Below are 25,996 nucleotides of genomic sequence, written 5' to 3'. Positions count from 1 at the left end.
CCAACCGTTAGTTGCCCACAATAAGATCGATTTCAATTCGACGATTCATTGCTCGGTTCTTTTCACTATCATTTTCTACCAAAGGTCTCACATCACCCAACCCTTCAGGAATCACTCTTCCTTTAAGTGCACTGTTGGAGATTAACTGTTCGGAAAGAGAAGTTGCCCGAGCTAAAGACAAGTGCCAATTGGATGGGTACTTGCTGGTAAATATCGGACGGTCATCGGTATGCCCGGTAATTATGATCTTCCCTTGTGTCGCTTCTAAGGTGCGTGCAACTTTAGAAATAACTGGCTGTATGTAAGCCACAACGCTCGCACTACCGGATTCAAATAGGTCTTGAGCTTTAAGAGAAATACGAACTCTATCTTGCAACGCTTCCACAGTGACAAGATCCTTGCCAATCTCCGTTGCCAAATACATAGATATTTTTTCGGCAATAGGTGCTGACTTTGACTCAACCATAGGATTACTAACTGCTGGGGTTGGTTGAATCAGGTTTACCAATTGAGCAAAAGTTTGGTTGGAAGCTTTGTTCAACTCGTAGCTGAAGTACATAAAAATACAAACAAGCAGTGCGGAAGTTACCGAACAAACCACCCATAGAGGAGCACGTTCCGAAACCTGAGCACCTGCCAATATATGTTGTTCTACTTTGTTACTAAGCTCTTGCTGTACTCCGCGACCATGTGACTTAAGCACTGATACAACTTGTTTTCTCAATCTACGGTGAGCTTCAAGCCCATTTTTTTCTAAACGATACTGACCTATAAAACCCAAAGATAAGCATACGTACATTAGCTCTAGTAAATCTAGGTGGGATTCCGGATGAGCCAAACAGCTATCTAGATGCTTAAAAAAAGCCTCTCCACCTTGGCTGCTCGCGTAAAAAGAACTCAACAGAGAATCATATGTCCAAAACGATTGACTCCCCCAATTGGTATTCAATACTGCTTCGTCTAAAGAACAGCACAGACAATAACGTGCGGTATCAATGGTTTCCAAGTCAACATCATGTTGACGCAGACGATTCTCATAATCCCTAAGTTTTTGCGCGAGCGTTTCTTTAAGAAACAAAGGATCGGAATGAGTAGCTGTTGCTCTGATTTGTCCAATAATCGAAAGTAGACCATTAGCTTCTGCCAATAGTGGATTATCTCCATAAGCAACAACTGAATCGTTGTTAACCAACTCAGGACTTTTGGATATCACAACAGTACTGTCTGCTGATCTTTGAGGCTGAGCTTTAGATACAGCCGCTCTTCCGCCAGGAGTAGGTTTTACTATCGTCTGTTCCATACTTACCACTTTTATTGATTAATGCTCCAAAGCTCTATGTCCGGATTTGGGAAATGACCAGATAAATGCAGTGCAATACCACCGCTGTCTTTAAGTCGCATCCAGAATGGCCCCTTCTTAACGACCTCAAAATAAACATACCCGGTTTGATATGGAATCTGTCGCGGCACGACACTTAAAGGAGCTACGTTAATTCCATTAATCTGGTTGTTGATTAGATCTCTAATCTGTTCTGCCGGACCAAGCTTCAATTGCGCAGGGACTAAGCGTCTAATCTCATCCGTTGTTGTGTCCGCTTTAATCGCCAATACAAACTGACATGATTCCAATAGTCGCTTATCTGGAAGTGGTGTCACTTGGATACCGTACTGGCGTACTTCTAGTGGCAACTTACTTGCAGTCTGATCAAGAACGACACTCAAGTACTGACTAAGGACTTGATTAAGTTCAGCAAACACACTTGCAACTTCAAGGTGATCGTAAGCTTTGAGATTAGGTAAGCGCTTGGTGGTGTGAGAAAACGTTGCCAACTCGCCTATATAGCCTTTAAAGGTTGTCGCAAGCTCTAAGGGGTGTACTTTCTCCAGCTCACTAAAATGCTTCAATATGGCTTCATATCGATTCAACATTTGCAGCATTATGAAATCTACCGCAGATGCTGAAGCCGCTTTTCCTTTAACAAGTCGTTGAGCGATAACATCTGCGCGTATCTTGGTCATTGCCATTGCATTACGTAGATACCCTGTCATCACCTTGTCATTTAACAAGTTTAGAAGTGGTGGTACGTAAGAATCATCAAGAATGACCTCTCCTTCCGTAGAAACTTCTTTAATCTTAAGGATTGGTAGCTCTATATAACCTGTTAACTGCTCATTGCTTGATTTCAGCTCGATATTTAATGAGGCCACTTGAATCGTTTCTTCATCTTGGCCCGTCAGGTTATCAATAACGTCTAGATCTTGAAGTAAATACCGAGAAACCGTTGTTTCACTTGGATCCGCGATCATTTTACTGCTGACTTTTGAGAGTGGAACGATCACCTTCACTAAGGTATTTTCCGTCCCTTTTTTTACCTTTAAAGGAGACAGAAAACTTGTCGTTGCTGAAAAGTCTATCAGCGTCATATCAGGAAGAATTGCTTGAAGATTATCAAGTTCAATCAAGCCTGTTTTTAAGGCATGTTCTTTTACACGGCAATTCCAAACGCCCCAGTTATATGAGCCACCTAAACTGTGTAAGCCTTTATATTCATTAGATATTGCGCGTTCGTGCTGTTGAAAATGCTGGGGACGCAGAAACATCCCCTCGCACCAAGCCGTCTTGGAGTATTGCATCATTTATAATTAGCCAACTAAACGTTATTGTACGACCAAAGACAGATCTTCTAACGAGATTTGATAAGTGTTGTAACCCGTCTTATCTACTTTAATGACTTGTCGCCAATTTGAATTCTCAATATCGCGAAACGCGGCTACGATACCCAAATATTCTGTTTTAGGAGACATACTAGCTTGGTAGATTTCTTTTTGGCCTGGTGTCAAAGATATTTCATATTTATTCACCAAGTCTGGACCGAGTACTTTTTCATGCTCCTCATAAATAGAGAAAAAATCTTGGCTCTCAAACAGTGTATTTGATGTAAGTTCAAATACATATACAACAACTGGTGATGGTCTTCCATTCGAGTCAGGGTTGATATTATGATTTGCCGTTATTTCTAAATCCGCATATGGATCGACCACTAAATTAGCGGCGGAGCATCCCATTAATACTAAAAATATAAATAGCAAAAATGATTTATAAATTTGTTTCACAATCCCACCTTAACCTTTATTCTTGAGCGCTAATTCGTAGTGCTTAGCAAAATCTTCTAAATAAAATGGAGACTCTTTATTGACAAGTTCATCTGTTAATTGGCTATGAATACCTTCAAAGCGCTTCCAACTCTGAGCATATTTTCTTGCTGGAATAACCTTGTTAATTACATTGTCTTTAGCCAATGCATCTGAATAAATAGTATTAGGTTCAACGAGAGACATGACACTCGATACCGTACCCGCGACTCCTTGCATTAAAGCCTGCTCATGATTTTCAATATCGTTAAATGCTTCTTTTATTGCGGCATTAGGCTTTAAAAAACTCGACGTTTGACGGTTATACAAATTGTGGATTGCATCTTCCAAATTTGCTGAAAACTTAAGTGGATTATTTTCAGACTTTCTAAATGCAGTATGGTTGACGCGATTGGTTTGTTTAAATACAGCCCGATTGTGAAGAGTCTCCATTAGCCCAATAAGCATGAGAGAAAACGACTGACCTAATTGTTCAAACCACTGCTCTCGATTTTGGCTTGGTACCATATTAGGGTCGATCCCCATGCCATAAATGAAGGCTTCCAGTTCACCTCGATGCACTGTAGGTTTTTGGCTTTTAGCGTTGGTATCAGGCTGCATTGATGCAACTTTAGGTTGTGGCACTTCAGTTTCGTGACTCGGAATTTCTAGAAAATCATCTACTAGACCAATGTCTAACTGAAAATCTGATGGGACACTTTCATCCATCAACTCGGCAGCGCTTAAACCAAAATCTTCCATCTCTGGAATCGATTCTACGTGCTGTTCGAATCCAACTGGCGTCTTAACCTCTGGGTTAGATGTAAATTGATGCTCTGTCCTATCTTCAGAGATATCACTAATACTAATTTGTATTTGATAATCGCCTAAAGCAACAGTGTCACCATGGGACAAAGCAAGCTCATTCCCTTGGCCGATTGGAGTAACTGCATTATTAACAAATGTGCCATTTGTTGATAAATCTTTAATTAGATATTTATCGCCAAATTTAATCAATTCGCCGTGAGTCCCAGAAATAACTCTCTCAGGGTCTGGTAACGTCCAGTCACATTGTTCTGAGCGTCCGAAGGTTACCTTTGCATGCTCATCACTTGATTCAAACACAAACTCACTCTCTATTTCCGGAGTAAATTTGTGGAAACTCGTTATGGTCAATACCAATTTCATGAAAAACCTCGCCAAAGACCTGCTAAATATTTATATATCGATTTTTATAATTAGATTTGAAGCTTTAATTATTAACATTAAGATTAATAGAGTTCTTATAGCTGTTATAAAAACTATTGACGGCATAATGAATCATTTTTTTATCAAAGCAATCATGAATTGTTGAACAATTTTAAATATCCAACCAGGTTCAAATTTTTGACACTCAAACTTTCACCCGTCAAAAAACCGATGTTAGTTTGGCCGAGAAAATCTAACCGAAGTATTTTTCATTTAGCAGGAATATATATATTAACCCCATCATTTATATGGAGTCCTTGTGATGGAAGAAAAAAATAAAGACAAATCTATAAATAGCAGCGATAGCGGAGATAAAACAAAAATTGTAAAGACTCAAAAAAGAGAAAACGCAATTGAACCCGCTAAAAACGTTAATAAACAAGACTCCGCTGAAAATATAAATGAAACGGATACAAAACTGTCTCAAAAAGAAAACACAATACCACCTATCAACAAAAGTGATAATAAGAACACAAAAAACAAAAGTGTTATTAACTCAAATTTAATTGGGCAAACAGTAAAAAACCGTTACGAAATTGAGTCTATTTTAGGTCATGGTGGACTCTGTGATGTTTATTTAGCAAAAGACAAAATTCTTGAGTCTTCTGGCTCGGAGTCCCCTTATGTTGCTCTAAAAGTTTTACAGAAAGAGTTTGCGTCTCAGCCAGAGACAGCAAGAATGTTGATTCGAGAAGCGCAACAAACACAAAGACTTAGTCATCCAAACGTAATCCGGGTCTTTGATTTTGGAGTCGACGGTGATATCTACTTTTTAGTGATGGAATATATTGACGGCGAAACGTTGGAAAGTTTAATCCAACGATCTCGTCCAAATGGTTTGAAGTACCATGCAATGCTTTCTATCCTCAACCAAATCCTCGACGCACTATCCTATGCTCATTCGCTCGGTGTTGTGCACGCCGACTTAAAACCAGCCAACGTAATTTTAACCTCCGAAGGCCATGTAAAGCTTTTGGATTTTGGTGTGTCGAAAACTCACCAGATCAAACAGGATCAGTATGCAGCAAAACGTAAAACAGAAGATCTAGAAACGCTGGGCTACACGCCTAACTACGCCTCACTCAACCTGCTCTCAGGAAAAGAACCAAACATAAGCGATGATATGTTCGCCTTATGTTGTATTACGTATGAATTGTTGAGTTGTAAGCATCCATATTCAAGAACACCAGTTAATGAAGCACTAAAGAAAAATATTAAGGTCTCTAAACCAGCAAATATGCCAATAGCGAAGTGGCCGATTTTCTCGAAGATTTTTTCAACTGGCACAATTCCAGCTGATTTTAATGCAAAGACAGTTAAGCGTCGTTTGAACAAGCAATATTGGCCCTTGGCCACTAGTGTCGCAGCCAGCTTGTTGTTTATGGCAGGTCTTGGATTAGTCTACAACCAACAGCAAGTTGCCATTTCCGATCTAGAAGCAAGGCTCAGTCAACAAAACGAAGTTATCCAAAATGCAGAGCTTCTATTGAGTACCTCACCAGAGCATAGCCGCTCTTTAATCGATGGTGACGCTTCCCTTCACCCTCTAATTAAAGCTGGTTTGCTCCGTCTACATAAGCCCTATTTACTCGGTCAATTTGAATCAGAAATAGACGATGTACTCAATTCCGATGCGACTAGCTATCCGAATTACGATGAGATTGAAGCTATTTTACAAAAGGCCAAGGGCTACTACCCGGACTCACATAAAATCGAAGTTCTTGCATTAGACATTCAATCAAGTAAGCACTCTACTCTACTTTCTATTGCTCGTCAGATTAACAGTCATTTGGAGAAATCACGTTACGATAAGGAAGAAGATACCAAGTCTATCTATGAGCTGAAAGAAGAGCTAAACCAGATCCATCAGGACTACCCTTTCGTACCGAGCTCACTTTCTAGTGACGTGTTTGGTAAACACTTAAGTGACGCGTTGAAAGATCGAGATGCAGCGGCATTAGTAACATTGATAAAGGTTGGCAACACGTTCTTCACCAATAGCGATGAACATAAAGCTAACTTAGAGATAAGCAATGCGATGAAAGATGCGGTGCTCGAAATGAAGCTCTATGAAACGGCGATAGATTCGAGCAATCCGTTACCTTTCCCTATCGATGCTGCTCGAATCTTGTATCAAGACGAGTTTGATGGCCTGTACTATCGCCTAAAGCAAGCAAGAACCACTGTACATTTGGATAAGTTAGTTAAAGACGTCGATAAATTCTCTGAAAACTTCCCTGTTGGATTCCAAGATATCAATGACCTACGCTTCCAAACAGCGGACAAGTATCTACAATTCTCCGACATTCTGTTGAATAAGAGAAAGACCACCAGCGCTAGACGAGCAATGAAGAAAGCGAACGATTTGATGAAACAAATTGAGCAAGATTCCAAGCAAAGTTAACGAATTTTGTCTCATTTAAGGGGCTTCTAAGCCCCTTTCCTCAAAAACGCCTTGCCTTTATGCACTCAGATGACTAGCTTATTAGTGTAGCTGTAGTAAGGAAGATAGACTTTGGCCGAGGGAAGAGTCGCCGTTGGTGATATCAATATCCTGGTCGTTGATGACTGTTCTACATCATCACTGCTAGTGAAACACCAACTCATTGCATTAGGCGCAAAAGCTTCTAACATCACTTGTGTGACTAACACGCAAGCGTCCTTGCTCGCCGCAAAAACTCGCTTTTATTCCTTCTTAGTAATTGATTACCATCTTGCAGAAAAATACACAGGTTTGGATCTCGTTCACCTCCTGAGCAGAGCGCAACTGATTTCAGACACAACCGCTGTGCTTATGATTTCTAGCGATGCCACAAAAGAGACAGTTCTCACAGCACTTTCTAGCTCAGGGCGGGTTCGTCACCTGCTAACAAAACCCCTTCAAACAAAAGCACTTTACACGAAAATGCTCCAAGCACTGCAAGAACAACAGCACATTGCCGCTGTAACAAAAAGACTGCTGGCTTCACAACCTCTCTTACTATCTGATGTCATCTTGCTTCACAAGACCCACGCGTCCAGTATTTGTGTTGAATCTCTGATTATCGATACTTTAGTTGAAAGACGTGACTACACACTACTTGAGGATTATTTACCTCTCTGCAGTCAGAAAGAGCATGCAAGTAAAGTATGTGCGACCGCGTTTTTGTTGCATCATCAAGGCCACATATCTGAAGCAGTCAAAGTTCTGGCTGATTATGTAACTCGGAATCCGCTCTGCTTGGCTGCCATTGACAGTTTGATCGGTCTTTATGAAAGCTTGGGGCAACAACGACATGCGCTCTGTTTGGCAAAAAGAGCTTTTTCGCTCACGCCAAGTAATGGCTCTCGTTTTCTCTCAGCATCCCGAATTACTGCCAAGTTAGGCCTGTTTGAAGATCTCTATGAGCTAGGCCGCACCTATGCAGCCCATTTATCACAAACCGATGCCCAATGGCTTAATGTCCTTTCTTCTTACGTTGATTTAGTCAGCGACTATTTTAAAACGCTTACTCATATTCATACCAAGAAGAAAGTGCTTGTTCAGCTGAATGAACTCTGTTTACTCACGCAAAAGCAGTTGGGTAAAGAGCAGCAAGTTAATCTATTAGCTTTTAAGCAACTCATGCAGTGCAAGCTACTTCTCGTCGAGTCTCGCGCGGCAGAAGCGCACCTAAAATTGCTAGAGTCATTGAGTTACTTTTACGATATTCCAACACAAATGCCGATAGCATTATTGAAACAAGCCCTTCCGCTATTAGCTTTTTTTGGTGAGTTTTCTATCAGACGCAGCTTGCTTAGAGTGATCAATCAATCGTGTTCATCAGTCCGACTTCAAGAGTGTAATATCGTACCACACGAATACGACTATCCATTTTCAGTAGAGACAAAACTGAACGCTCTGGCAGCGCCGGACCAACAACACCATTCTAATTCGGAGTCGGTGGTTAACTTCCTAAAACAAAGGGCATTACCACCAAATTGGTCGCGGTGGTTAAGCGATTATCTCTCTGGTTCTTTTTCTAGCCAGATACCCGAACCGTTTAGCTATCACGTAACCGACAGGGAGTGAAAATGATCAACTTCGAATTGCTCAATCAATACATGGACAATGACGTAGACATCATCATTGCTGTCTTTTCAACTTACTTGGAGGATTACTCTGATGCGACAGAACAACTAAATAAAATGTTCGTACAACAAAATTGGCCAGAGCTGTATCTGATGGCACACAGCTTGAAAGGTATTCTAGAAGGCTTTGGAGAAGATATCGCAGTTGCTGCACTGGAGAAGATAGAAACAAGCACAAGAAACAATACTGCACCAGAATGCGAAGATATAACTATAGTTAATAACGAGCTGGTGACAATTAAAAAGCAGATTTTCGCTTACTTAGAAAACTTAAAATAAAACACCTTAAGGCTTAGAACGGGGAAATTATGAACATGGACAACAACCATTTCAAGGAGTTGATTGAGTCGCTCAAGGACTTAACTCCTACTCAAAAACGATATTTGATCAGCAGAACCAAAATGTCTTTGGACGACGAGAGCGGAATGCTAACTCCGCAAGACTTGTTGACCAGAGAGGAATTGGAAGCGCTTCTGTCATCGGCTTCCACCACGGATCACAAATAAAGAAAGCTAATTCGTCATGGACGAAAACTAAGAACCAGGTAAAGTGACAGAACTTTGCTTGGTTGTTAGACGCGCCTCTCTTTTAATCAATACAAACGTATTTTTTCGACCACATCTCAATACCTGAAAACTGTCAACTAGATTACTTATTAACATTAATCCTCTTCCTGAAGACATCCAGCTGTCTTCATCAAACAAGCTTGGTGCTTTTATTTCTTTATTCGTGTGCTCTTGGAAAACTGATTTTTTAATAGGACGACCGTAATCAGAAATACGCATTTCGATCTGAGTAGACTTAGAGTCAGATAAGATTGCACATTCGAGCTCAATCGGCTCACCTTCCCGCTCATCGTAAGAGTGTATAAAGGCATTGTTCATCACCTCAACGACGCACAATTCGAGGTGATGGACATCACTTACCAATACCTGATGCTGAAAGAGAAACTCGGCAAGCTGCTTACTCGCCTCACGGGAAGATTTTAGTGAGCTAAGAAACGTTTTTTTAAACTCGTAATCAGTCATCCTCACCCTCACATGTCGACGTGTTTGGACCAGACCATTGAAGTTGTAAAAGCGTCAAATCGTCGTCCAGATCTTCCTTCACTTGCCAACGTTTAATGCTTTCGACGACAGAAGAAACCTGTGCTTCAAATGGAAGTCCAGAAACGCTCTGTACGTTCGCGATTAAACGATTTACAGAGAAAAACTCATTGTCGTACCGCGCTTCAACCACGCCATCAGAAAAGCACCAAATCGAGTCGTTTGGTTCTAACGTAATTTCCCCGCCCTTGTATTGCGTTGGTGCTAACGCGCCTACTATAAAATTCTCATCACCAACTATATCAATGGTTGCTTCTGATTGATGTCGCCATAAGAACTTAGGGTGACCGGCGGTACAGTACCTCAGTTTGCCTGTTTGAGTATTCAAAACTGCGTAAACGATTGTGAAGTACAATTGGCTGTCAGGCGTTTGTTGATATCGAAGGTTGAGCCTCTCCACCACCACATTAGGCTCCGAAACAACATATTCGCCCTCGACAAGATCTGTCGTTACCGACTCCGGCCCACAGCTTCGAGATAACGTTTTTTGAATGGAAAACGACATCAGAGCAGACGAGATACCGTGCCCAGAAACATCGAATACATAAAACGCCACATGCTGCTCATCAAGCGCAGCATAACCGAGCATATCCCCACCAAGCTGAGAACAAGGAAGATAGGAATAACTTAATTTTGTCGCTCCGATTTGCTGATCTACCGGTAAAAGCTGCCTCATGAGATCACCAGCAGATTCTAGATCTTGTCGAATCGTTTGGTAAGCGACGTCTAATTCTTGATTTCTCGCGAGTAACATATTGTGCAAATCGAGAGTACGAAACCCTGCTCGTATGCGTGCTTGAAGCTCTTCTACCGATGTTTTTTTATCTACGAAATCATCCGCGCCAGCGTCAATGCCTTTAACAATCGAGCCCTGATCATTGCGTGAAGAAAGCAGGACAAAAAAGATATACCGCTCAAACGCCGCAGATTTGAGTAGACGACACAAATCAATACCACTGAGCCCAGGCATCATCAGGTCACTGAGAACAAACTGAATATCTTTTCGGTGCGTCAGGACTTCAAGTGCAGACTCACCGTCCTCCACCGCGACGACTTCGTACCCTTGCTTTTGCAATGCGGAGGTCATGTAAAGCAATACCGTTTTGCTATCGTCGACCAATAAGATTGGTTTCATTTCTCTCCTTAACGCTGGTAGCGACTAACGAAGTACTCTATTTATTGACTGCTCATCTCTAAAACGACTGTAGTCTTCGGCTAAAAGTTGATGTTGATAACGGGTGTAAGACAATGCTTCGTTTGAAATGACGATCTGATTTTCTTTTTCGATAAGCTGCCCGCGCAATTGTTCTATTTGATCACTTTGCTGCGTATAGTTCAGGTACATCGCAACTAAACCAAGAATAGAAACAACGAGCGAAGCAAACAGTACGTTGTTGATGGTTTTGATTTGAAGATTCATAACCTCTCCTTGTCTCTTGCCAGACATCTCTAAATGAAAAGAACGTCTACAGACTAAGAGCACTCTGCTCTAAAACGCATTGAAGCCTATTGAGGTTGTTGTATATAAAAATAATTATAGGAGATGAGTAAAAAAAGAAGAGAAAACTTGAAGTATTTGAATACCTTTTTGTCATTGGCATTCAATACGCAGCGAGAGAGAAAACGCTCGCTGCGAAAAAATTAGCTTTGGAATGCGTCTCGGGCAGAAACTTGTTCAAACCAGCGAGCGATGTTTGGGTACTTCTCGAAGACTTCAATATTCAAACCATTCACCGCAAAACCAATGAAAATATAACCGGTAATATCGACAATGGAGAACTGGTCTGTCGCGATGTATTCACTCTCTGACAAACGTTTATCTAAGGTTGGCAAAAACTCGAGGACGCGAGACTTGGATTCTTCACCCCACGCTGCCACACAGTTTTCACGATCTTGATAGATCGCCGTAATGTTGCGAAACGCTTGGAATGCCGCATAAAGGCCTTGGAACTCGACGACACGGTGCCACATTTCCACCTGTGCTCGTTCTAATTGATTTGCGCCAAACAGAGCTAAGTCATTTTCAAACGCTTCATCGAGATAGCGGCAAATAGCCACGCTTTCACAGATCGTTGTGCCATCGTCTAGCTCCAGTAATGGCACTTTGCCATTCACGCTTTTTTGCTTGAAAGATTCAGACAAATTATCGCCCTCACGCACGTTCAACGCGACACGCTCAACCTCTCCACCAATTTCCTTTAAAAAAATGCTAACTCGCTTACAACTTGGAGTCATTGCTGTTTCATAGAGCTTCATTTTGTATCCTTTTTCTTTTTCTAACCGATTGGTTAGGATATACTGTAGCCAGTTTATAAACGATCAGTCAAGAACTTCATTTCCAAAAAGTTGTTCAATAAGTTTAGGAGTGGTTTGAGAAAAACCGCTCAGGTAGGTACGCATATGGCAAGAAAAGCCAACTTCGATCGAGAAGAAAAACTCTTAGTCGCTATGGACGTTTTTTGGCGCAAAGGTTTTGCTAATACATCCATTTCTGATCTCACTGACGAGTTGAATATCAACCGCTTTAGCCTTTACAACACCTATGGTGATAAGCAGCAGCTTTACTACGAAGCACTGGATGCTTATCTAAAAAAAGTCTCGTTGCCCTCACTCACCGACTTGGAGAAAGACGGCGCATCCCTGCCAGAACTTGAGTCTTTCCTTAAGTCCTTTGCAGAGTTACAACGCAAGCGAAGTTGTGGGTGTTTTATTCAAAATGCGCTTGTGGAGCATGCAGGCGAAGACGATGATGTACTGAGAAAAGGGCATTTTTTATTTGATCATTTAATCGACATCATTACCGATGCCTTGAAAAACGCACAGAAAGAAACCTTAGTGCCGAAAACGCTCAAGCCAGAAGAACTCGCCCGTTTTGTTCTCAACAACATGCAAGGCATGCGCGTACTTGGCAAAGCCAAACGTTATGCCGACTTGGATACGGCGCTTTCCTGCTTGCTGGTTTTGATTAGGAAGTAATATGTCGATTGAAGTAATAGCAGTACGTCTTACCAAAGGCATGGACTTAAAGCTGAGCCTAGCGAAATTGGTCGAGAAGCACGGTATCAAAGCGGGTTCGATTGCTTCATGCGTTGGCTGTATCTCTCAGCTCAACCTTCGTTTGGCAGGTGCAGAGAATACGTTAACCAAACAAAATCCATTTGAAATCGTCTCTGTGATGGGAACCTTAACGCCTGAACATCAACACGTTCATATCTCGGTCTCTGATCGTGAAGGACGAGTTTGGGGTGGGCATTTGCTAGAAGGCACAGTGATTGATACTACCGCAGAATTGATCATCCATTCTTACTCAGAACTTGAGTTCACTAGAGCGATGGACGACTCGACTGGCTATACCGAACTACAAGTGAATCCTTCCAAATAGCAAAAAGCTCCAGAACCATACTGTGGTGTCTCTGGAGCTTTATTCGCTTATCTCTTACGCTAAGAATTTACTCATATCGAGCAAGCTAATTTCGAGGATCATTCTTCGACTAAATAACAAACCTGATTATCGTCGACCGTTACTTGCCACGTTTTTAGACAGTGCGCATCGTCTTCCAAACACTGCCCGCTCTTTAAGCTGAAATGCTGTTTGTACAGTGGTGACGCAACACACATCTCACCATCGATATCACCGACAATCCCTCGACTCATCACATAAGCCTTACCTATTGGATCCCAATCTTGAACGGCGTAAACACCGCTATCAGGAATGTAGAATAACGCGACATGCTCACCTTCAATCAACACCGTGGCACCGATAAACGGGATTAAGTCATCAAGCTGACACAATTTCACTTTGGTTAAAGCTGCCATTTACACCTCCTGTTTCACCGGAATACGCTGACCGCGCACACGTTGGTACGGTAAAACTTTGCTGCCCGACGTGCTGTTCAAGAAAGGACGGAAGCGTTGCAATTTTTGAGGATTATCCAGCGTACTCTTCCATTCACATTGATAGGTATCTACGACTCGTGCCATTTGTTCATCCAAAGAGTCACATAGGTTGAGAGAGTCATCCAAAATCACTTGTTTAAGGTAATCTAAGCCCCCTTCCATGTTCTCCATCCACACCGACGTACGCTGCAAGCGATCAGCGGTGCTGACGTAGAACATCAAAACTCGGTCAATCATGGCGATCAACTCTGATTTGGATAAGTCGGATGCAAACAAATCAGCGTGTCTTGGTCTCATGCCGCCATTACCGCAAACGTATAGATTCCAGCCGTTTTCAGTGGCGATCACCCCAATGTCTTTACTTTGCGCTTCTGCACACTCGCGAGTACAGCCCGATACGGCAAATTTAAGCTTATGGGGCGCTCGCAATCCTTTGTAGCGGTTCTCTAACTCAATGGCTAATCCAACTGAATCATCAACACCATAACGACACCAAGTAGAACCCACGCAAGATTTCACGGTGCGCACCGATTTGCCGTAGGCGTGCCCTGTTTCAAAACCGGCATCAATTAAGGTTTGCCAGATTTCTGGAAGTTGCTCTAACTGCGCACCAAATAAATCCACTCGCTGACCGCCAGTGATCTTGGTGTACAGATCATATTGTTGAGCAACTTCGCCGAGCACAATGAGTTTGTCTGGTGTAATTTCGCCGCCCGGAACACGAGGCACTATCGAGTAGGAGCCATCTTTTTGCAGGTTAGCCATAAAGGCATCGTTAGAATCTTGTAGAGACTGATGCTGCGGCTCCATGATGTGTTCATTCCACAAAGAAGCAAACACAGATGCCGCTGTCGGCTTACAAATATCACAACCATGCCCTTTGCCATGCAGTGTGATTAAAGTGTCGAAGTCTTTGATCTGTTCCACTTGGCAAATATGGAACATCTCTTGGCGACTTAACTCAAAGTGCTCACAAAGGTGGTTGTTGACCTCTACCCCCATGGCTGCCAATTGAGCATCCAATACCGACTTGACCATATTGCTACAGCCACCACAGCCAGTACCGGCTTTGGTGTTGGCTTTAAGGTCCGTCAGGTTGGTAGTGCCAGCTTGAATCTCGGCAACTAAGTCGCCTTTTGTGACGTTGTGACAAGAACAGATGATGGCGCTGTCTGGCATATCTCCATCCAGCATTCCGGTATCAAACAGCAGGTTCGCGGCGTGGTCTGGCAGGACCGTTTTGTTCAAATAACACTGCAAAAGCGCATCGTAGTCACTGTTGTCACCAACGAGAATCGCACCAAGCAATTGGGTGCCGCTCGCATCAACCACCAGCTTTTTGTAGATGCCTGCAACTGCATCTTGTAAGACCATTTCTTGTGCGCCTTCGGTTTGCATTTGTGCATCGCCGATAGACGCCACATCCACCCCAAGTAGCTTGAGCTTGGTGCTCATGTCTGCGCCTTTAAAACCTTCGCTTGGTATACCAGTCAAGACATCGGCAGTGGTTCTCGCCATAGTGTAACCGGGTGCGACCAAACCAAAGATCTTCTGCTCCCAAAGGGCACATTCGCCAATGGCGTAAATGTTCTCATCGCTAGTTTGGCATTGGTTATTGATCACAATGCCGCCTCGCTCGCCTACTTCTAGCTCAGCTATTCTTGCCAACTCATCTTGAGGGCGAATCCCTGCGGAAAAGACAATCACATCCACTTCGAGAGGATCTTTGTCTTTAAACACCATGCGATGTTTAGCCGTTTCACCATCGCAGATTCGCTCCGTACCCGTCGAGGTATGTACGGTTAACCCTAGCGCTTCAATCTTCTCTTTTAGCACTAAGCCAGCACCATCGTCTAACTGCACGGGCATCAGGCGGGGCGCAAATTCAATGACGTGAGTTTCTAACCCTAATAATTTAAGTGCGTTTGCCGCTTCTAAACCCAATAAGCCACCGCCAATCACTGCACCTGTTCTTGCACCTTCACATGCCTTTTTGATTTGTGAAAGATCATCAAGCGTGCGGTAGACAAACACGTTATCGCGGTCTTTACCTTCAATTGGAGGCACAAATGGGTACGAACCGGTCGCGAGCACGAGTTGGTCGTAACCCAGCACATCTTCACCATCAAGCAGAATGCGCTTTTGCTCTCTATCGATGCCTGTTACTTGGCTGCCAAGTACGAGTTGGATGCCATGCATGTCGTACCATTCTTGGTTACTCAGCATTAAATCATCATGAGACTTACCCGCAAACAAAGAGGACAACTGTACACGGTCATACGCGATAAAACGCTCTGCACCAATCACGGTAATTCGGTGCTCCAAATGCGCATTTTTCTGCACTAATTGTTCGACGAGATGTTACCCGACCATACCGTTACCGACTACAACGATGTGGCTCAATGCGTTCTTTACTGGGGTCGTTAAAGGACTGTTCATCGCTGCCTCCTTATGCCGTTTGCGCTGCGGTTTTGGGTTTGTCTTCTTTCGAAACAGGAATCTCGACTTTGGATTGCTTCTCGTAAAGGAACTTCAACACCGCTTGTCGACACTTCTGATACTGCGCATCATCTGCCAGTGCAACACGCTCACGAGGGCGAGGTAGATTCACTTCTAACACTTCACCAATAGTTGCCGCCGGTCCATTGGTCATCATCACGATTTTGTCGGATAGCAGCACCGCTTCATCCACGTCATGGGTGATCATGATGACGGTGTTGTTCAGCTCGGCTTGAATCTTCATCAGTGCATCCTGTAAATGCGCACGAGTTAACGCATCCAACGCGCCAAATGGCTCATCCATTAGCAAAACCTTCGGTTGAAGTGCCAGTGCTCTCGCAATGCCGACTCGCTGCTTCATACCACCCGAGATTTCATCCGGCTTTTTGTGCGCGGCATGCTGCATTTGAATCAACTCCAAATAGTGATTCACTTGCTCCTGAATCCACACTTTGCCCTTTTTGCCGGCAATTTGTTTTACTGCGAGCTCAACGTTTTGATACACGGTTAACCAAGGCAATAATGAATGGTTTTGGAACACCACCGCGCGGTCGGGTCCCGGCCTTGCCACCTCTCGCCCATCGACTATCACGCCGCCGTCTGTTGGCATGTACAGCCCTGCGACTAAGTTCAAAACCGTTGATTTACCACAGCCAGAGTGACCAATCAGGGATACAAACTCACCTTTATTGATTTGTAAATCGACGTTCTTAAGCGCGATGAACTCGCCATCTGGCGTTGGGAATCGCATCCCTAAACGCGTTAGATCTAATAATGCTTTTTCCATGATCTTTTCCCTTATCTCAACGCTTGTTGTTTATTCCAAGACAGCCACTTTTGAAGTTGCAGCATGCCTCTATCGAGCATCAAACCGATAAAACCAATGGTGATGACTGCCACCATGATGCGCCCCAATGATGCCGAGCTGCCGTTCTGGAATTCATCCCAAACGAACTTGCCTAACCCCGGGTTCTGAGCGAGCATTTCTGCCGCAATCAACACCATCCAAGCGATACCTAAAGAGAGACGTAAACCTGTGAAGATCATTGGAATGGCAGAAGGTAAAACGATAGTGCAAATGTGCTGCCACCACGAAAGTTGAAGCACTTTACTCACGTTGATTAAGTCTTTATCAACGCTCGTTACACCCACTGCGGTATTAATCAGCGTCGGCCACAAGCTACACAGCGCTACAGTGATCAGAGAGTTGATGAACGACTTAGCAAACATCGGGTCATCACTCACATAAGTGGCACTTACAACCATAGTGACGATAGGCAGCCAAGCTAAAGGTGATACGGGCTTGAGCAGTTGAATGATTGGGTTGAACGCTTGATACAGCCCTTGATTAAGACCAAGCACGATACCAAGCGGAATCGCGATAATCGTCGCCAGCAGAAAGCCCGCTGTCACAGTCACTAAGCTAGTCACGATTTGGTCGAAAAACGTCGGTTTACCTGTGTAAGGACGAATCTTCACTTCCGCATCTGGATTTTTGGCTAATTTTGCAGCATTGCGCTTTTCCTGACGCTCGATAAACGCTTGTTCCTTTTCTCGCTCTTGCCAATGGTCATCGACAAGGTTGCTGAACTGCTGAAAAGTTTGCACCGGTCCCGGTAGCGTACCTAATGAAGTTTGCACTTCTCTCGCTGCTAAGTGCCACATTGCCAAAAAGATCAGCAAGCCAATGACGGGCAAAAGCACCAGCCGACTTCGGTTCACTACCTGCTTAGCAGGATAAAGGGAAATGACATTACTAGACATACTCACTCCTAAGAAATCTACATCCTTGTTATTGCGGGCAGACTCACCTGCCCCCTGAATTTTTAGTAGGATTGCTCATCCTAAACCTTGTCTTTTCCTTTAAGCCCGATAGAGAACTTCTCTAGATACTTATTTGGCTCACGGCCGTCATAAACGATGTTGTCGATAAAGTGTGTTTGTGGTGCACGAAACCCATCTTCAACGCTGAAATCTGGGAAATCTTTTTTGCTCAACACACCATCTTCAATTAACGCTTGAGCTGCTTGTTGGTAGATATCTGGACGGTAAACCTCTTTCGCCACATCCATGTACCAATCATCGGATTTCTCGCTTGAGATTTGTCCCCAGCGGCGCATTTGGGTCAGATACCAAATCGCATCGCTGTAGTACGGGTACGTGGCGTTATGACGGAAGAACACGTTGAAGTCTGGTACGTCTCGTTTGTCGCCTTTCTCGTATTCAAACGTGCCTGTCATTGAGTTGGCGATAACATCGGCATCGGCTCCCACATACTCGCTCTTCGCCAACATCTTCACCGCTTCTTGGCGGTTGGCATTGTTGTTTTCATCCAACCAATGCGCAGCTCGAATCAGGGCTTTTACGACACGAATGTGCGTGTTGGGGTTCTTTTCTGCCCATGCTTTGGACACACCAAACACTTTCTCTGGGTTGTTCTTCCAGATTTCGTAATCGGTCACGACTGGCGTACCAATGCCTTTGAATACGGCTTGCTGGTTCCATGGTTCGCCGACGCAGTACCCTTTGATTGTGCCCGCTTCCATTGTGGCTGGCATTTGTGGTGGCGGTGTAACACTCAAAAGAACATCAGCATCCAACTGACCACTGTTGTCACCAGAATCTGGGGCGTAAAAACCGGGATGAATCCCACCAGCCGCTAGCCAATAACGCAACTCGTAATTGTGAGTAGAAACAGGAAACACCATGCCCATATTGAACGGTTTGCCTTTATCCAGATAGCTGTCGACCACAGGCTTCAGTGCATCTGCTTTGATTGGGTGAACAGGTTTGCCATCTGGTTGTTTTGGAATGTACTGCTTCATCTGTTCCCAAGTATCATTGGAAACCGTGATTGCGTTGCCGTTCAAATCCATACTGAACGCGGTAATCACTTCTGCTTTTGTTCCGATACCAATCGTCGCGCCCAACGGCTGCCCTGCCAGCATATGCGCGCCATCGAGTTCACCATCGATAACGCGGTCCAACAGCACTTTCCAGTTTGCTTGCGCTTCGAGCGTAACGTATAGCCCTTCGTCTTCAAAAAAGCCTTGCTCGTAGGCAACCGCTAACGGCGCCATATCGGTTAACTTAATAAAACCAAACTTCAGGTCTTCAATTTCTGGCTCACCCAACCCTGCCTTTGCGCTAACCGTGGTGAATACCGATAACGAAATTGCTAACACTTTCAGCATCGAACTCCATTTCATTGGATTGCCCCCATAAAAAAAGCGCTACTACTCCGAAGAGCAGTAGCGCCGTTGCTAAGTCTGCAATTACCGCCATTGATAATTGAGATAAGCGATTCAACAATAAACCCGTTCTAACTAATCCAATTACTGTGCCAACTAATTTTTCACTTTAAATACAGCAAATTAGAGTTGACCCTAGTTACCAAACAATTGTATTTGCTTACTGTTAGTGCAACACGCACCACGGTAGAATTTTCGCCATAACTCCAAAGTAGTAGAGAAGTTAATCCATTAACTGCAATGCCGTAATCAGGTTCTTCGCAACTTGAGTAAGCGTTTGACTCGATTGCATTGCAGAGTTTCGCATTGCTTTGTACGCGTGTTCCTCATCTACATTGTGCACTTTCATCAATAAGCCTTTGGCTTTTTCCACCAGCTTTCGCTCTTCAATCTTGTTCGTCAGCGATTCAATTTCTGAATTCATTCTCTCGAACCGCTCACGTACCAAAGTTGCGTGGTCAATCCAAGGTTGAAGAGCAAACTCAGTATCATGAGGCATCAACACATAATCCATTTGGCTTGATAACCGATTGATATCATTCGATGATAATTGCTTTAAGACGATAAGAAGTGGTGCCGATTTTCTACGGCAGAAATCGACGATCAAACGCAGTTCCGCGGTTGGTTGCTGCCATCCAACCACAACGCTTGCTGACGGTTCTCGTTGCATTAACGCTTCTAGTTGTGCCAATTGGCTACCGATGATGTTGTCGTAATCTTTGCTCAATAAGCCGGACAATCGAGCTTGCTCTTGAAGGCTGTCACAGCAGACGATAATGGGTGTTTTTGACGTTGATTGAGTCATGCACATTCCTTGTTAATATCTCACTCACTAAAGGAGATAAAACAAGGAATGTGCCAACTCCGATTAACTGGCGATGAGATGTTCTTTGAAGAAAGCTAAGGTACGTTCCCAAGCAAGAGCCGCTTCCTCGGGTGCGTAACGTGCGGTTGAGTCGTTGTGGAAACCATGATTGACGTTTTCATACATCAAAGCTTGGTACTTCGCACCTGAAGCAATCAACTGCTGCTCGTACGAAGGCCAAGTGTCATTCACACGTTTATCCAACCCTGCGAAATGCAACATTAATGGGCCTTTCACTTGTTTTTGAATCTCTTCTGCAGCGGGTGTTCCATAAAAAGGTACGCCTGCATCGAGCTCATTTGGCATAACTGCCGCCAGCATATTGACGACATAACCACCAAAACAGAAACCAACCGCGCCAAGCTTGCCGTTTCCATGTTCGTGCTGTTTGATAAATTTAGCGGCCGCTATAAAGTCTTGCTCAATCTTGGCTCTGTCCATCTCTTTTTGCATTGCTCGCCCTTCATCATCATTTCCCGGATACCCACCTAACGGGTAGAGAGCATCGGGAGCAAAGGCGATAAAACCATCTTTCGCTAGTCGTCTCGCGACGTCTTTAATGTAAGGGTTGAGGCCACGGTTTTCATGAATCACCAAAACCGTTGGTGATTTGATGGTCTTTTTCTGAGGCATCACCAAGTAACCACGCCCTTCACCATGCCCATTCGGCGACGAAAAGGTTTCGTACGTGGCTTTGATTTCAGGATCATTGAAGGAGACTTGCTCGGCAAGCGCGTAATTTGGTGTCAGCGCGTCAACCAGTGCGGTCATGCTAAACCCTAGCACCGCAAGGCCACCAAGCCGATTAAGAAATTCTCGGCGCGAAATCTTTCCGTGCGCGTATTCGTCGTACCAATCGAAGGCTTCTTGCGGGATGGGGTGAGCCGCCTTTTCACTTGACGTCGTGTGCTTTAGCATTATCCATGTCCTCATTTCTTATCGAAAAGTAAACCCATCACCGCAATGGTGATGTTTATGCTAACCAGCAAAGAGAGACTTGTGGTGATAAATTCATCACTGACGAGCATACACAAACAATAGATAAAGGAATCCGATCCAACAACTTTGTATCGTTAGGCAGTCATGCAATCAGTTCGCTGCGCAATACGACGCCCAGTACAAAAATGCACGTTCAAAAGCTTGTTCTCTGTCATGCATTTCAGCAAACAAGACAACCGTCATGGTAGCTAACACCGTGTTCGCCATTTGATTCATGTCGGTTTCTTCTGTACCAAATGGACAAACCGTAGGCATTGGCACCTCTGACAGCATTTGCTCTGTCCAGTAGTGAGATGTCACGCCACTGGGTTGACTAAGCCATACTGTCTGGCTCACTTTCGGGTTGTATTCTGACTCACCCGACTGGCCTTTAAACGACACCACAGCATGCGCCGTTTGGCCAATTTCGTACTCGACTTCAGCATGGAGCTGCTGAAAACCAGGATGGAAGCTACCACGAATACCGACTGTCGCCTGCCCCGGGTTCAGTGCTCGAACCACGGTATTAATCGGCGTTCTAAGCCCATAACGATTCTTCCAACCGATCATGGTTTCTGCTTGCGGCGCAAACGCACTCAGCGGTAGATACACGATGTTTTGTGTTTCTAACACACGCTTTGCGTCTTCTGCTGATTCCGCTTTCTTGATAGCAAACTTGTCGAGGTAATCTTCTGCGTGTAAACGACCAGATTGGCGGTCGTGATAACCGTGCATCAATACTTTATGACCGTTGTCAGCAAGGATTTTCGCTGCCAGTAAATGCCACGGATGACCTGCTGCTTCTCGCTTACCGGCGTAACATGGCCAGTCAATGTCTGCGCCAATGGCAGGCATGCGCGATTGGAATGCTTTCACAAAGCCAGCGATTTCTTGTTGAGTCTCGTTCTGTACGCGGATCAGCATCAACAGCATTGCCATCTGATCGTCGTCGCACTCGCCGTTTAGGTATTCATCCATCACTCGAAACGCTTGGTCAAAGTTAAGTGGTTTTCTACCACGTTCGCCACGACCGACTGTTCTAATACATTCCAAAATGCTGCTCATATTCCCTCGTATTCCGTCACTGACTGTACGGTTTCTATTAGTTGTTCGCGCAGTTTGACAACTTCTCCCATCACAATCAATGCTGGGCTCACGCCTTTAAGTGTAATCGATAACTCATTGAGCTGATTGAGTTGTGTAACGTGCACTTGTTGTTGAGGGCTGCAACCATGAGTGATGATCGCGACTGGGAAATCTTCTCTCAAACCGGAGTTGGTTAACCCCATTTGTATTTGCGATGACTTTTCTAACCCCATATAGAAGACTAACGTTTGTCCGCTTTGCATCAGTTGGCTCCAAGCCTCAAATGCGCCCGTAACCACTTGTCCCGTAACAAAGGTAACGCTGCGAGAAATACCGCGATGAGTCAGTGGAATTAAGCTGTTTGCTGAACACCCTATCGCTGCAGTAATACCGGGGATGACTTCGTAAGCGATTGAGTGTTTGACGAGTGCTAACGCTTCTTCGCCACCTCGCCCAAACACAAAAGGATCTCCCCCTTTTAAGCGCACAACTCGCTTTCCTTGTTGAGCGAGCGATACCATCAAGTCACAGATTTCTTCCTGACCTATACTAGGTTGTCCGCATCGTTTTCCCACGTAAATTCAATCGGCTTGTGGCGAAGCCAACTCCAAAATATCTTTGTTAACCAGACGGTCGTACAGCAGCACCTCTGCTGACATAATTGCTTTCACTGCCTTCACCGTTAACAAGTCAGGATCGTGCGGCCCTGCTCCGACAATCGAGACAAAACCTTTGTGGTTCACATCTAGATCTACGGATTGGTCTTCTAAAAGCTTGTTCAGTTTGCTTGCTTGGTCATGCCTAGAAAAGCGAGACGAGCGTTCTTGACTCTGGTCCGCTTGTCCTTTCTTAAACCAAGACTTTTGATAAGGCGCTTCCATGTGCTTATCCTCTTTATGACTTACTTTATTTGAATAGCCAGACTTTGCTGGCTAGCTTGCTGTTTGCCCTTTTGATGCTGATGGCTGTCGACCATTTGTTTGATTTGAGAGACGCACGAACCACAGTTAGTACCGCATTTGAGTTTGTTTTGAAGCTGGGTCAGTGACGTGCAATCTTGTTTCTCCATCGCGTCATGTATTTGTTTATCGGTGACACGGAAACAACTACAAACCGCGCTTTACCATCTGGGTGAGAATACACGCCATCGGAAAACGGTCGCTCACCGCCCCATTGGGTTGGCTGCCACTCTTCGTACTCTTGCTCATTCAAATTGGCGTATTGAGACAGATCTAGCTTTAAAGGCGACTTTTTATTCATGCCTGTCATGGCAGCGTACTCGCAAAACACCTCGTGTTCAGAGTCAAAATCAAAACCATTCTTTGTCTCTTCTAAGGTGCATAATGCTTGCCCGACTTGGCTCACTGCCCACCAGTCCGATTTTGCCTCACCGGGAGGGTTTTGGAACTGACGCTGTCTTGAAATCCGACGTTCAGAATTCGTCACCATCCCCTGTTTTTCACCCCATCCAGCCGCCGGAAGCAACAAGTCGGCATAACGCGCAACATCCGACTCTACGGTAATATCCGAGACAATCACAAACGGACAGCGTTCTAGCGCCCTCTTAACCAACTGATTGTCTGGCAAAGAGACAACGGGGTTGGTCGCCATGATCCACAGGACTTTAATCTCACCACGCTCAACCGCTTCAAACAGTTCAACCGCTTTTAACCCCGGTTTTGTAGCGATTTCTGGTGACTCCCAAAACGCTTGTACTTGTTGAATGGATTCGCCATCAAACCCTCGGTGCACCGCTAATTGATTGGCTAAACCGCCAACTTCTCGCCCGCCCATTGCATTAGGTTGCCCGGTAATGGAAAACGGGCCACAGCCCACCCTGCCAATTTTACCCGTTGCTAAATGCGCATTGATGATCGCATTCCCTTTGTCGACACCTTTTTCAGCTTGATTGACCCCTTGGCAAAAAAGCGTAATCGCAGTCGGGCTGTGGGCAAACCATTGGAAAAACGTTGTGAGTTTGTCTTGTGAAACGCCTACATCAGTTGCCAAATTAGTGACATTGTAACGCTGTTGAATTACTTCTCTCGCTATCGCATCAAAGCCATCGGTATGAGATTGAATGTACTGAGAATCAAGACATTGCTGATCGATAAGAAATTTAAGTAGACCGTTAAACAATGAAACGTCGCCGTCGTTTTTTATCGCTAAATGTAAATCGGCTTGCTGCGCCGTAACGGTTTCTCGTGGATCGATCACCACTAACTTGAGGCTTGGGTTTTTCTCTCTCGCTTGTTGAATACGTCGAAACAACACCGGGGGCGTCCATGCCGTATTCGCTCCGCAGATAATCAGTAATTCCGTGCTATCAATGTCGTCATAATTGACCGGTACAACGTCCTCTCCAAAAGCGCGAATGTGTGCGGCAACTGCCGATGACATACACAAACGCGAGTTGGTATCGATATTAGCGCTGCCGACGTACCCTTTCATCAGCTTGTTAGCAACGTAATAGTCTTCCGTTAACAACTGACCAGAAACGTACATCGCAACAGAATCAGGCCCAAACTCCGCTTTAGCTCGATGGATCTTTTCAGCAATCATGTTTGTGGCTTGCGACCAGTGAATTTCTTTACCTTGTGGCCGCTCTTTGGTGACAAGCTTCGGATACAAAAGGCGTGATGGCATGTTTAAGCTTTCAGCCAACGCAACACCTTTCACACATAAGGCTCCCGCGTTCGCAGGGTGGTTATCGTCCCCAACAATTCCTTTTGAGTTTACTTCAACCCCGCATCCTACCCCGCAATAAGGACAGGTCGTTTTTCTGCATCCTTGCGACATTACGCCTCCTGCTATTGACCAACACGACTTACAAACACAACCATGCGAGCAAAAAAAAGCCTCTCCAAACTGGAGAGGCTGCAATGCCTTTAACGCTGTAAGTACATTTTTAAAAAGTAATACCCTAACCCGCATCTCCGCCTGCTCTGGAGAGCGGTCATCGAGTTAACGATGAACATTCTACAAATAGCAAACAAAGTGCCAATAATGAAAATGCTTTAATTACAAGGCATTATGAAAAATGATGAACGGCACATTTTTAAATCCGCACATTTTAAGTGCAGATTGGACTCATTTCTGTGCAGGCCTACTTTACGAATTCCATCACCAAACGGGATTCTTCATCACCGAAGTAATTCGCTTCTTCTTCTAGTACGGTAAAACCCATAGATTGATAGAGAGACAATGCAGGTTGGTTGAGAGGATCAACCGTCAGTTTAACACTAGAACCTTCGGCCAGAGGTGCCATCACCCGCTCAACTAATGATCTCGCAATTCCTCGACCGCGAAATTCGGAATTTACGGCTAGCGACATTATCCAATAGTACTTCGCGACATTGCTGGTGGTTAAAAGCACATAACCAGCAACTGCTTCTCCTTCCTTTGCAACTAACAAGCTTTCACCCCAACAATCGTACGCTTGTCGTATAAAAAACTGAGGATACGAATGTTCTCCAAACAACTTGTTTTCTAAAGCATAAACAGCGGCTAAATCTTCTTTACGCGCAGACAAAATGTCCATCTCAACTCTACTCCTAAACTCCTTTGTTTGCGGCAATATAGATGAATCCTTCGTTAAACCCAACTTTTGCTGTCAACTCAAACAGTTGGAGCGGAACACTTTCCTTGCCCTCATCCATAGCAAATACCACCATGGACACATTTTAATCACAAAATCTAAAACCAAAAAATATTGAAAATTTGGTAAATAACTTCAATTCATACATTAAAATTCAGAATATAAATCTAGTTTTTAAAAATATTCATAGTTTGATAATTTACAAAATTGTCTTTTTATCAGCACG

22 protein-coding genes and 3 pseudogenes are annotated in these 25,996 nt (G+C 44.2%); 6 read left to right on the top strand and 19 right to left on the bottom strand.

Annotated features, from left to right (window positions below; all coding sequences use genetic code 11):
- Window positions 1-7: 7 nt before the first annotated feature.
- From tssL to tagH, 4 genes are read right to left on the bottom strand one after another with little or no spacing between them, the layout of a single operon-like run.
- Entirely contained in the window at window positions 8-1,300 is a 1,293-nt protein-coding gene (gene tssL / locus ACF8EG_RS23710) for a type VI secretion system protein TssL, long form (RefSeq protein ID WP_069505967.1), read from the bottom strand.
- Between the two features lie 11 nt (window positions 1,301-1,311).
- Window positions 1,312-2,637, bottom strand: coding sequence for a type VI secretion system baseplate subunit TssK (tssK, locus tag ACF8EG_RS23705; protein ID WP_017447471.1), 1,326 nt, complete (start codon window positions 2,635-2,637; stop codon window positions 1,312-1,314).
- Window positions 2,638-2,658: 21 nt separating this feature from the next.
- Entirely contained in the window at window positions 2,659-3,114 is a 456-nt protein-coding gene (tssJ, locus tag ACF8EG_RS23700; RefSeq protein ID WP_005463795.1) for a type VI secretion system lipoprotein TssJ, read from the bottom strand.
- 9 nt (window positions 3,115-3,123) lie between these two features.
- The gene (gene tagH / locus ACF8EG_RS23695; protein ID WP_005463793.1) at window positions 3,124-4,320 is read right to left on the bottom strand and encodes a type VI secretion system-associated FHA domain protein TagH; all 1,197 of its coding nucleotides are present in this window, start codon (window positions 4,318-4,320) and stop codon (window positions 3,124-3,126) included.
- 322 nt (window positions 4,321-4,642) lie between these two features.
- Here tagH and ACF8EG_RS23690 point away from each other — a divergent pair, with 322 nt between their 5' ends.
- The 4 genes from ACF8EG_RS23690 (at window position 4,643) to ACF8EG_RS23675 (ending at window position 8,996) form a co-directional block, all read left to right on the top strand.
- Complete coding sequence (locus ACF8EG_RS23690) at window positions 4,643-6,784, top strand: serine/threonine-protein kinase (RefSeq protein ID WP_069505965.1); 2,142 nt, start codon at window positions 4,643-4,645, stop codon at window positions 6,782-6,784.
- Window positions 6,785-6,895: 111 nt separating this feature from the next.
- Window positions 6,896-8,431 (top strand): response regulator, encoded by a 1,536-nt coding sequence (locus tag ACF8EG_RS23685; protein ID WP_069505963.1) that lies wholly within the window; start codon window positions 6,896-6,898, stop codon window positions 8,429-8,431.
- A 2-nt stretch (window positions 8,432-8,433) separates the two neighbouring features.
- Window positions 8,434-8,769, top strand: coding sequence for a hypothetical protein (locus ACF8EG_RS23680; protein WP_029828155.1), 336 nt, complete (start codon window positions 8,434-8,436; stop codon window positions 8,767-8,769).
- Between the two features lie 35 nt (window positions 8,770-8,804).
- A complete protein-coding gene (locus ACF8EG_RS23675) occupies window positions 8,805-8,996 on the top strand; it encodes a hypothetical protein (protein ID WP_025794062.1) in 192 nt (63 codons plus the stop codon).
- 27 nt (window positions 8,997-9,023) lie between these two features.
- Here ACF8EG_RS23675 and ACF8EG_RS23670 read toward each other — a convergent pair whose 3' ends face one another.
- The 4 genes from ACF8EG_RS23670 to ACF8EG_RS23655 all read right to left on the bottom strand — a co-directional run bounded on the left by ACF8EG_RS23670 (window position 9,024) and on the right by ACF8EG_RS23655 (window position 11,852).
- Window positions 9,024-9,518 (bottom strand): ATP-binding protein, encoded by a 495-nt coding sequence (locus ACF8EG_RS23670; RefSeq protein WP_053815380.1) that lies wholly within the window; start codon window positions 9,516-9,518, stop codon window positions 9,024-9,026.
- The gene (locus ACF8EG_RS23665; RefSeq protein WP_069505962.1) at window positions 9,511-10,731 is read right to left on the bottom strand and encodes a PP2C family protein-serine/threonine phosphatase; all 1,221 of its coding nucleotides are present in this window, start codon (window positions 10,729-10,731) and stop codon (window positions 9,511-9,513) included. The genes ACF8EG_RS23670 and ACF8EG_RS23665 overlap by 8 nt, the downstream gene beginning before the upstream one ends.
- Window positions 10,732-10,755: 24 nt before the next feature.
- Window positions 10,756-11,016 (bottom strand): hypothetical protein, encoded by a 261-nt coding sequence (locus ACF8EG_RS23660; RefSeq protein WP_025794057.1) that lies wholly within the window; start codon window positions 11,014-11,016, stop codon window positions 10,756-10,758.
- Between the two features lie 221 nt (window positions 11,017-11,237).
- Entirely contained in the window at window positions 11,238-11,852 is a 615-nt protein-coding gene (locus ACF8EG_RS23655; protein ID WP_069505959.1) for a glutathione S-transferase, read from the bottom strand.
- A gap of 144 nt (window positions 11,853-11,996) precedes the next feature.
- Here ACF8EG_RS23655 and ACF8EG_RS23650 point away from each other — a divergent pair, with 144 nt between their 5' ends.
- The gene (locus ACF8EG_RS23650) at window positions 11,997-12,572 is read left to right on the top strand and encodes a TetR/AcrR family transcriptional regulator (protein WP_015313322.1); all 576 of its coding nucleotides are present in this window, start codon (window positions 11,997-11,999) and stop codon (window positions 12,570-12,572) included.
- Window position 12,573: 1 nt separating this feature from the next.
- Entirely contained in the window at window positions 12,574-12,978 is a 405-nt protein-coding gene (locus ACF8EG_RS23645) for a PPC domain-containing DNA-binding protein (protein WP_025794054.1), read from the top strand.
- Between the two features lie 98 nt (window positions 12,979-13,076).
- On the opposite strand, the gene nirD is transcribed toward ACF8EG_RS23645, so the two are convergent.
- The 11 genes and pseudogenes from nirD to ACF8EG_RS23590 all read right to left on the bottom strand — a co-directional run bounded on the left by nirD (window position 13,077) and on the right by ACF8EG_RS23590 (window position 25,713).
- Entirely contained in the window at window positions 13,077-13,412 is a 336-nt protein-coding gene (gene nirD, locus ACF8EG_RS23640; protein WP_015313324.1) for a nitrite reductase small subunit NirD, read from the bottom strand.
- A pseudogene (gene nirB, locus ACF8EG_RS23635) lies at window positions 13,413-15,932 on the bottom strand (nitrite reductase large subunit NirB).
- A 10-nt stretch (window positions 15,933-15,942) separates the two neighbouring features.
- Entirely contained in the window at window positions 15,943-16,779 is an 837-nt protein-coding gene (locus tag ACF8EG_RS23630; RefSeq protein ID WP_069505958.1) for an ABC transporter ATP-binding protein, read from the bottom strand.
- Between the two features lie 11 nt (window positions 16,780-16,790).
- Window positions 16,791-17,756: an ABC transporter permease gene (locus ACF8EG_RS23625; RefSeq protein WP_069505957.1), complete on the bottom strand. Its 966-nt coding sequence runs from the start codon at window positions 17,754-17,756 to the stop codon at window positions 16,791-16,793.
- 80 nt (window positions 17,757-17,836) lie between these two features.
- Entirely contained in the window at window positions 17,837-19,201 is a 1,365-nt protein-coding gene (locus ACF8EG_RS23620; RefSeq protein ID WP_069505955.1) for a CmpA/NrtA family ABC transporter substrate-binding protein, read from the bottom strand.
- Window positions 19,202-19,466: 265 nt separating this feature from the next.
- The gene (locus ACF8EG_RS23615) at window positions 19,467-20,048 is read right to left on the bottom strand and encodes an ANTAR domain-containing response regulator (protein ID WP_005480250.1); all 582 of its coding nucleotides are present in this window, start codon (window positions 20,046-20,048) and stop codon (window positions 19,467-19,469) included.
- 63 nt (window positions 20,049-20,111) lie between these two features.
- Complete coding sequence (locus tag ACF8EG_RS23610; RefSeq protein ID WP_169610060.1) at window positions 20,112-21,029, bottom strand: dienelactone hydrolase family protein; 918 nt, start codon at window positions 21,027-21,029, stop codon at window positions 20,112-20,114.
- A 168-nt stretch (window positions 21,030-21,197) separates the two neighbouring features.
- Window positions 21,198-22,151, bottom strand: a complete 954-nt coding sequence (locus ACF8EG_RS23605) for a glycosyl transferase family protein (RefSeq protein ID WP_069505953.1) — start codon at window positions 22,149-22,151, stop codon at window positions 21,198-21,200.
- Window positions 22,148-23,053 (bottom strand): annotated as a pseudogene (gene cobA, locus ACF8EG_RS23600) (uroporphyrinogen-III C-methyltransferase). Before cobA ends, ACF8EG_RS23605 begins: the two are co-directional and overlap by 4 nt.
- A 20-nt stretch (window positions 23,054-23,073) precedes the next feature.
- Window positions 23,074-24,971 (bottom strand): annotated as a pseudogene (locus ACF8EG_RS23595) (molybdopterin-dependent oxidoreductase).
- A 307-nt stretch (window positions 24,972-25,278) separates the two neighbouring features.
- The gene (locus ACF8EG_RS23590) at window positions 25,279-25,713 is read right to left on the bottom strand and encodes a GNAT family N-acetyltransferase (protein ID WP_069505951.1); all 435 of its coding nucleotides are present in this window, start codon (window positions 25,711-25,713) and stop codon (window positions 25,279-25,281) included.
- Window positions 25,714-25,996: the final 283 nt, after the last annotated feature.

The organism is Vibrio sp. YQ_11, from assembly GCF_043103065.1.
Classification (GTDB): domain Bacteria; phylum Pseudomonadota; class Gammaproteobacteria; order Enterobacterales; family Vibrionaceae; genus Vibrio; species Vibrio parahaemolyticus.
The sequence above is the reverse complement of the archived record's forward strand: the minus strand, read 5'-3'. Positions and strand labels throughout refer to the sequence as shown.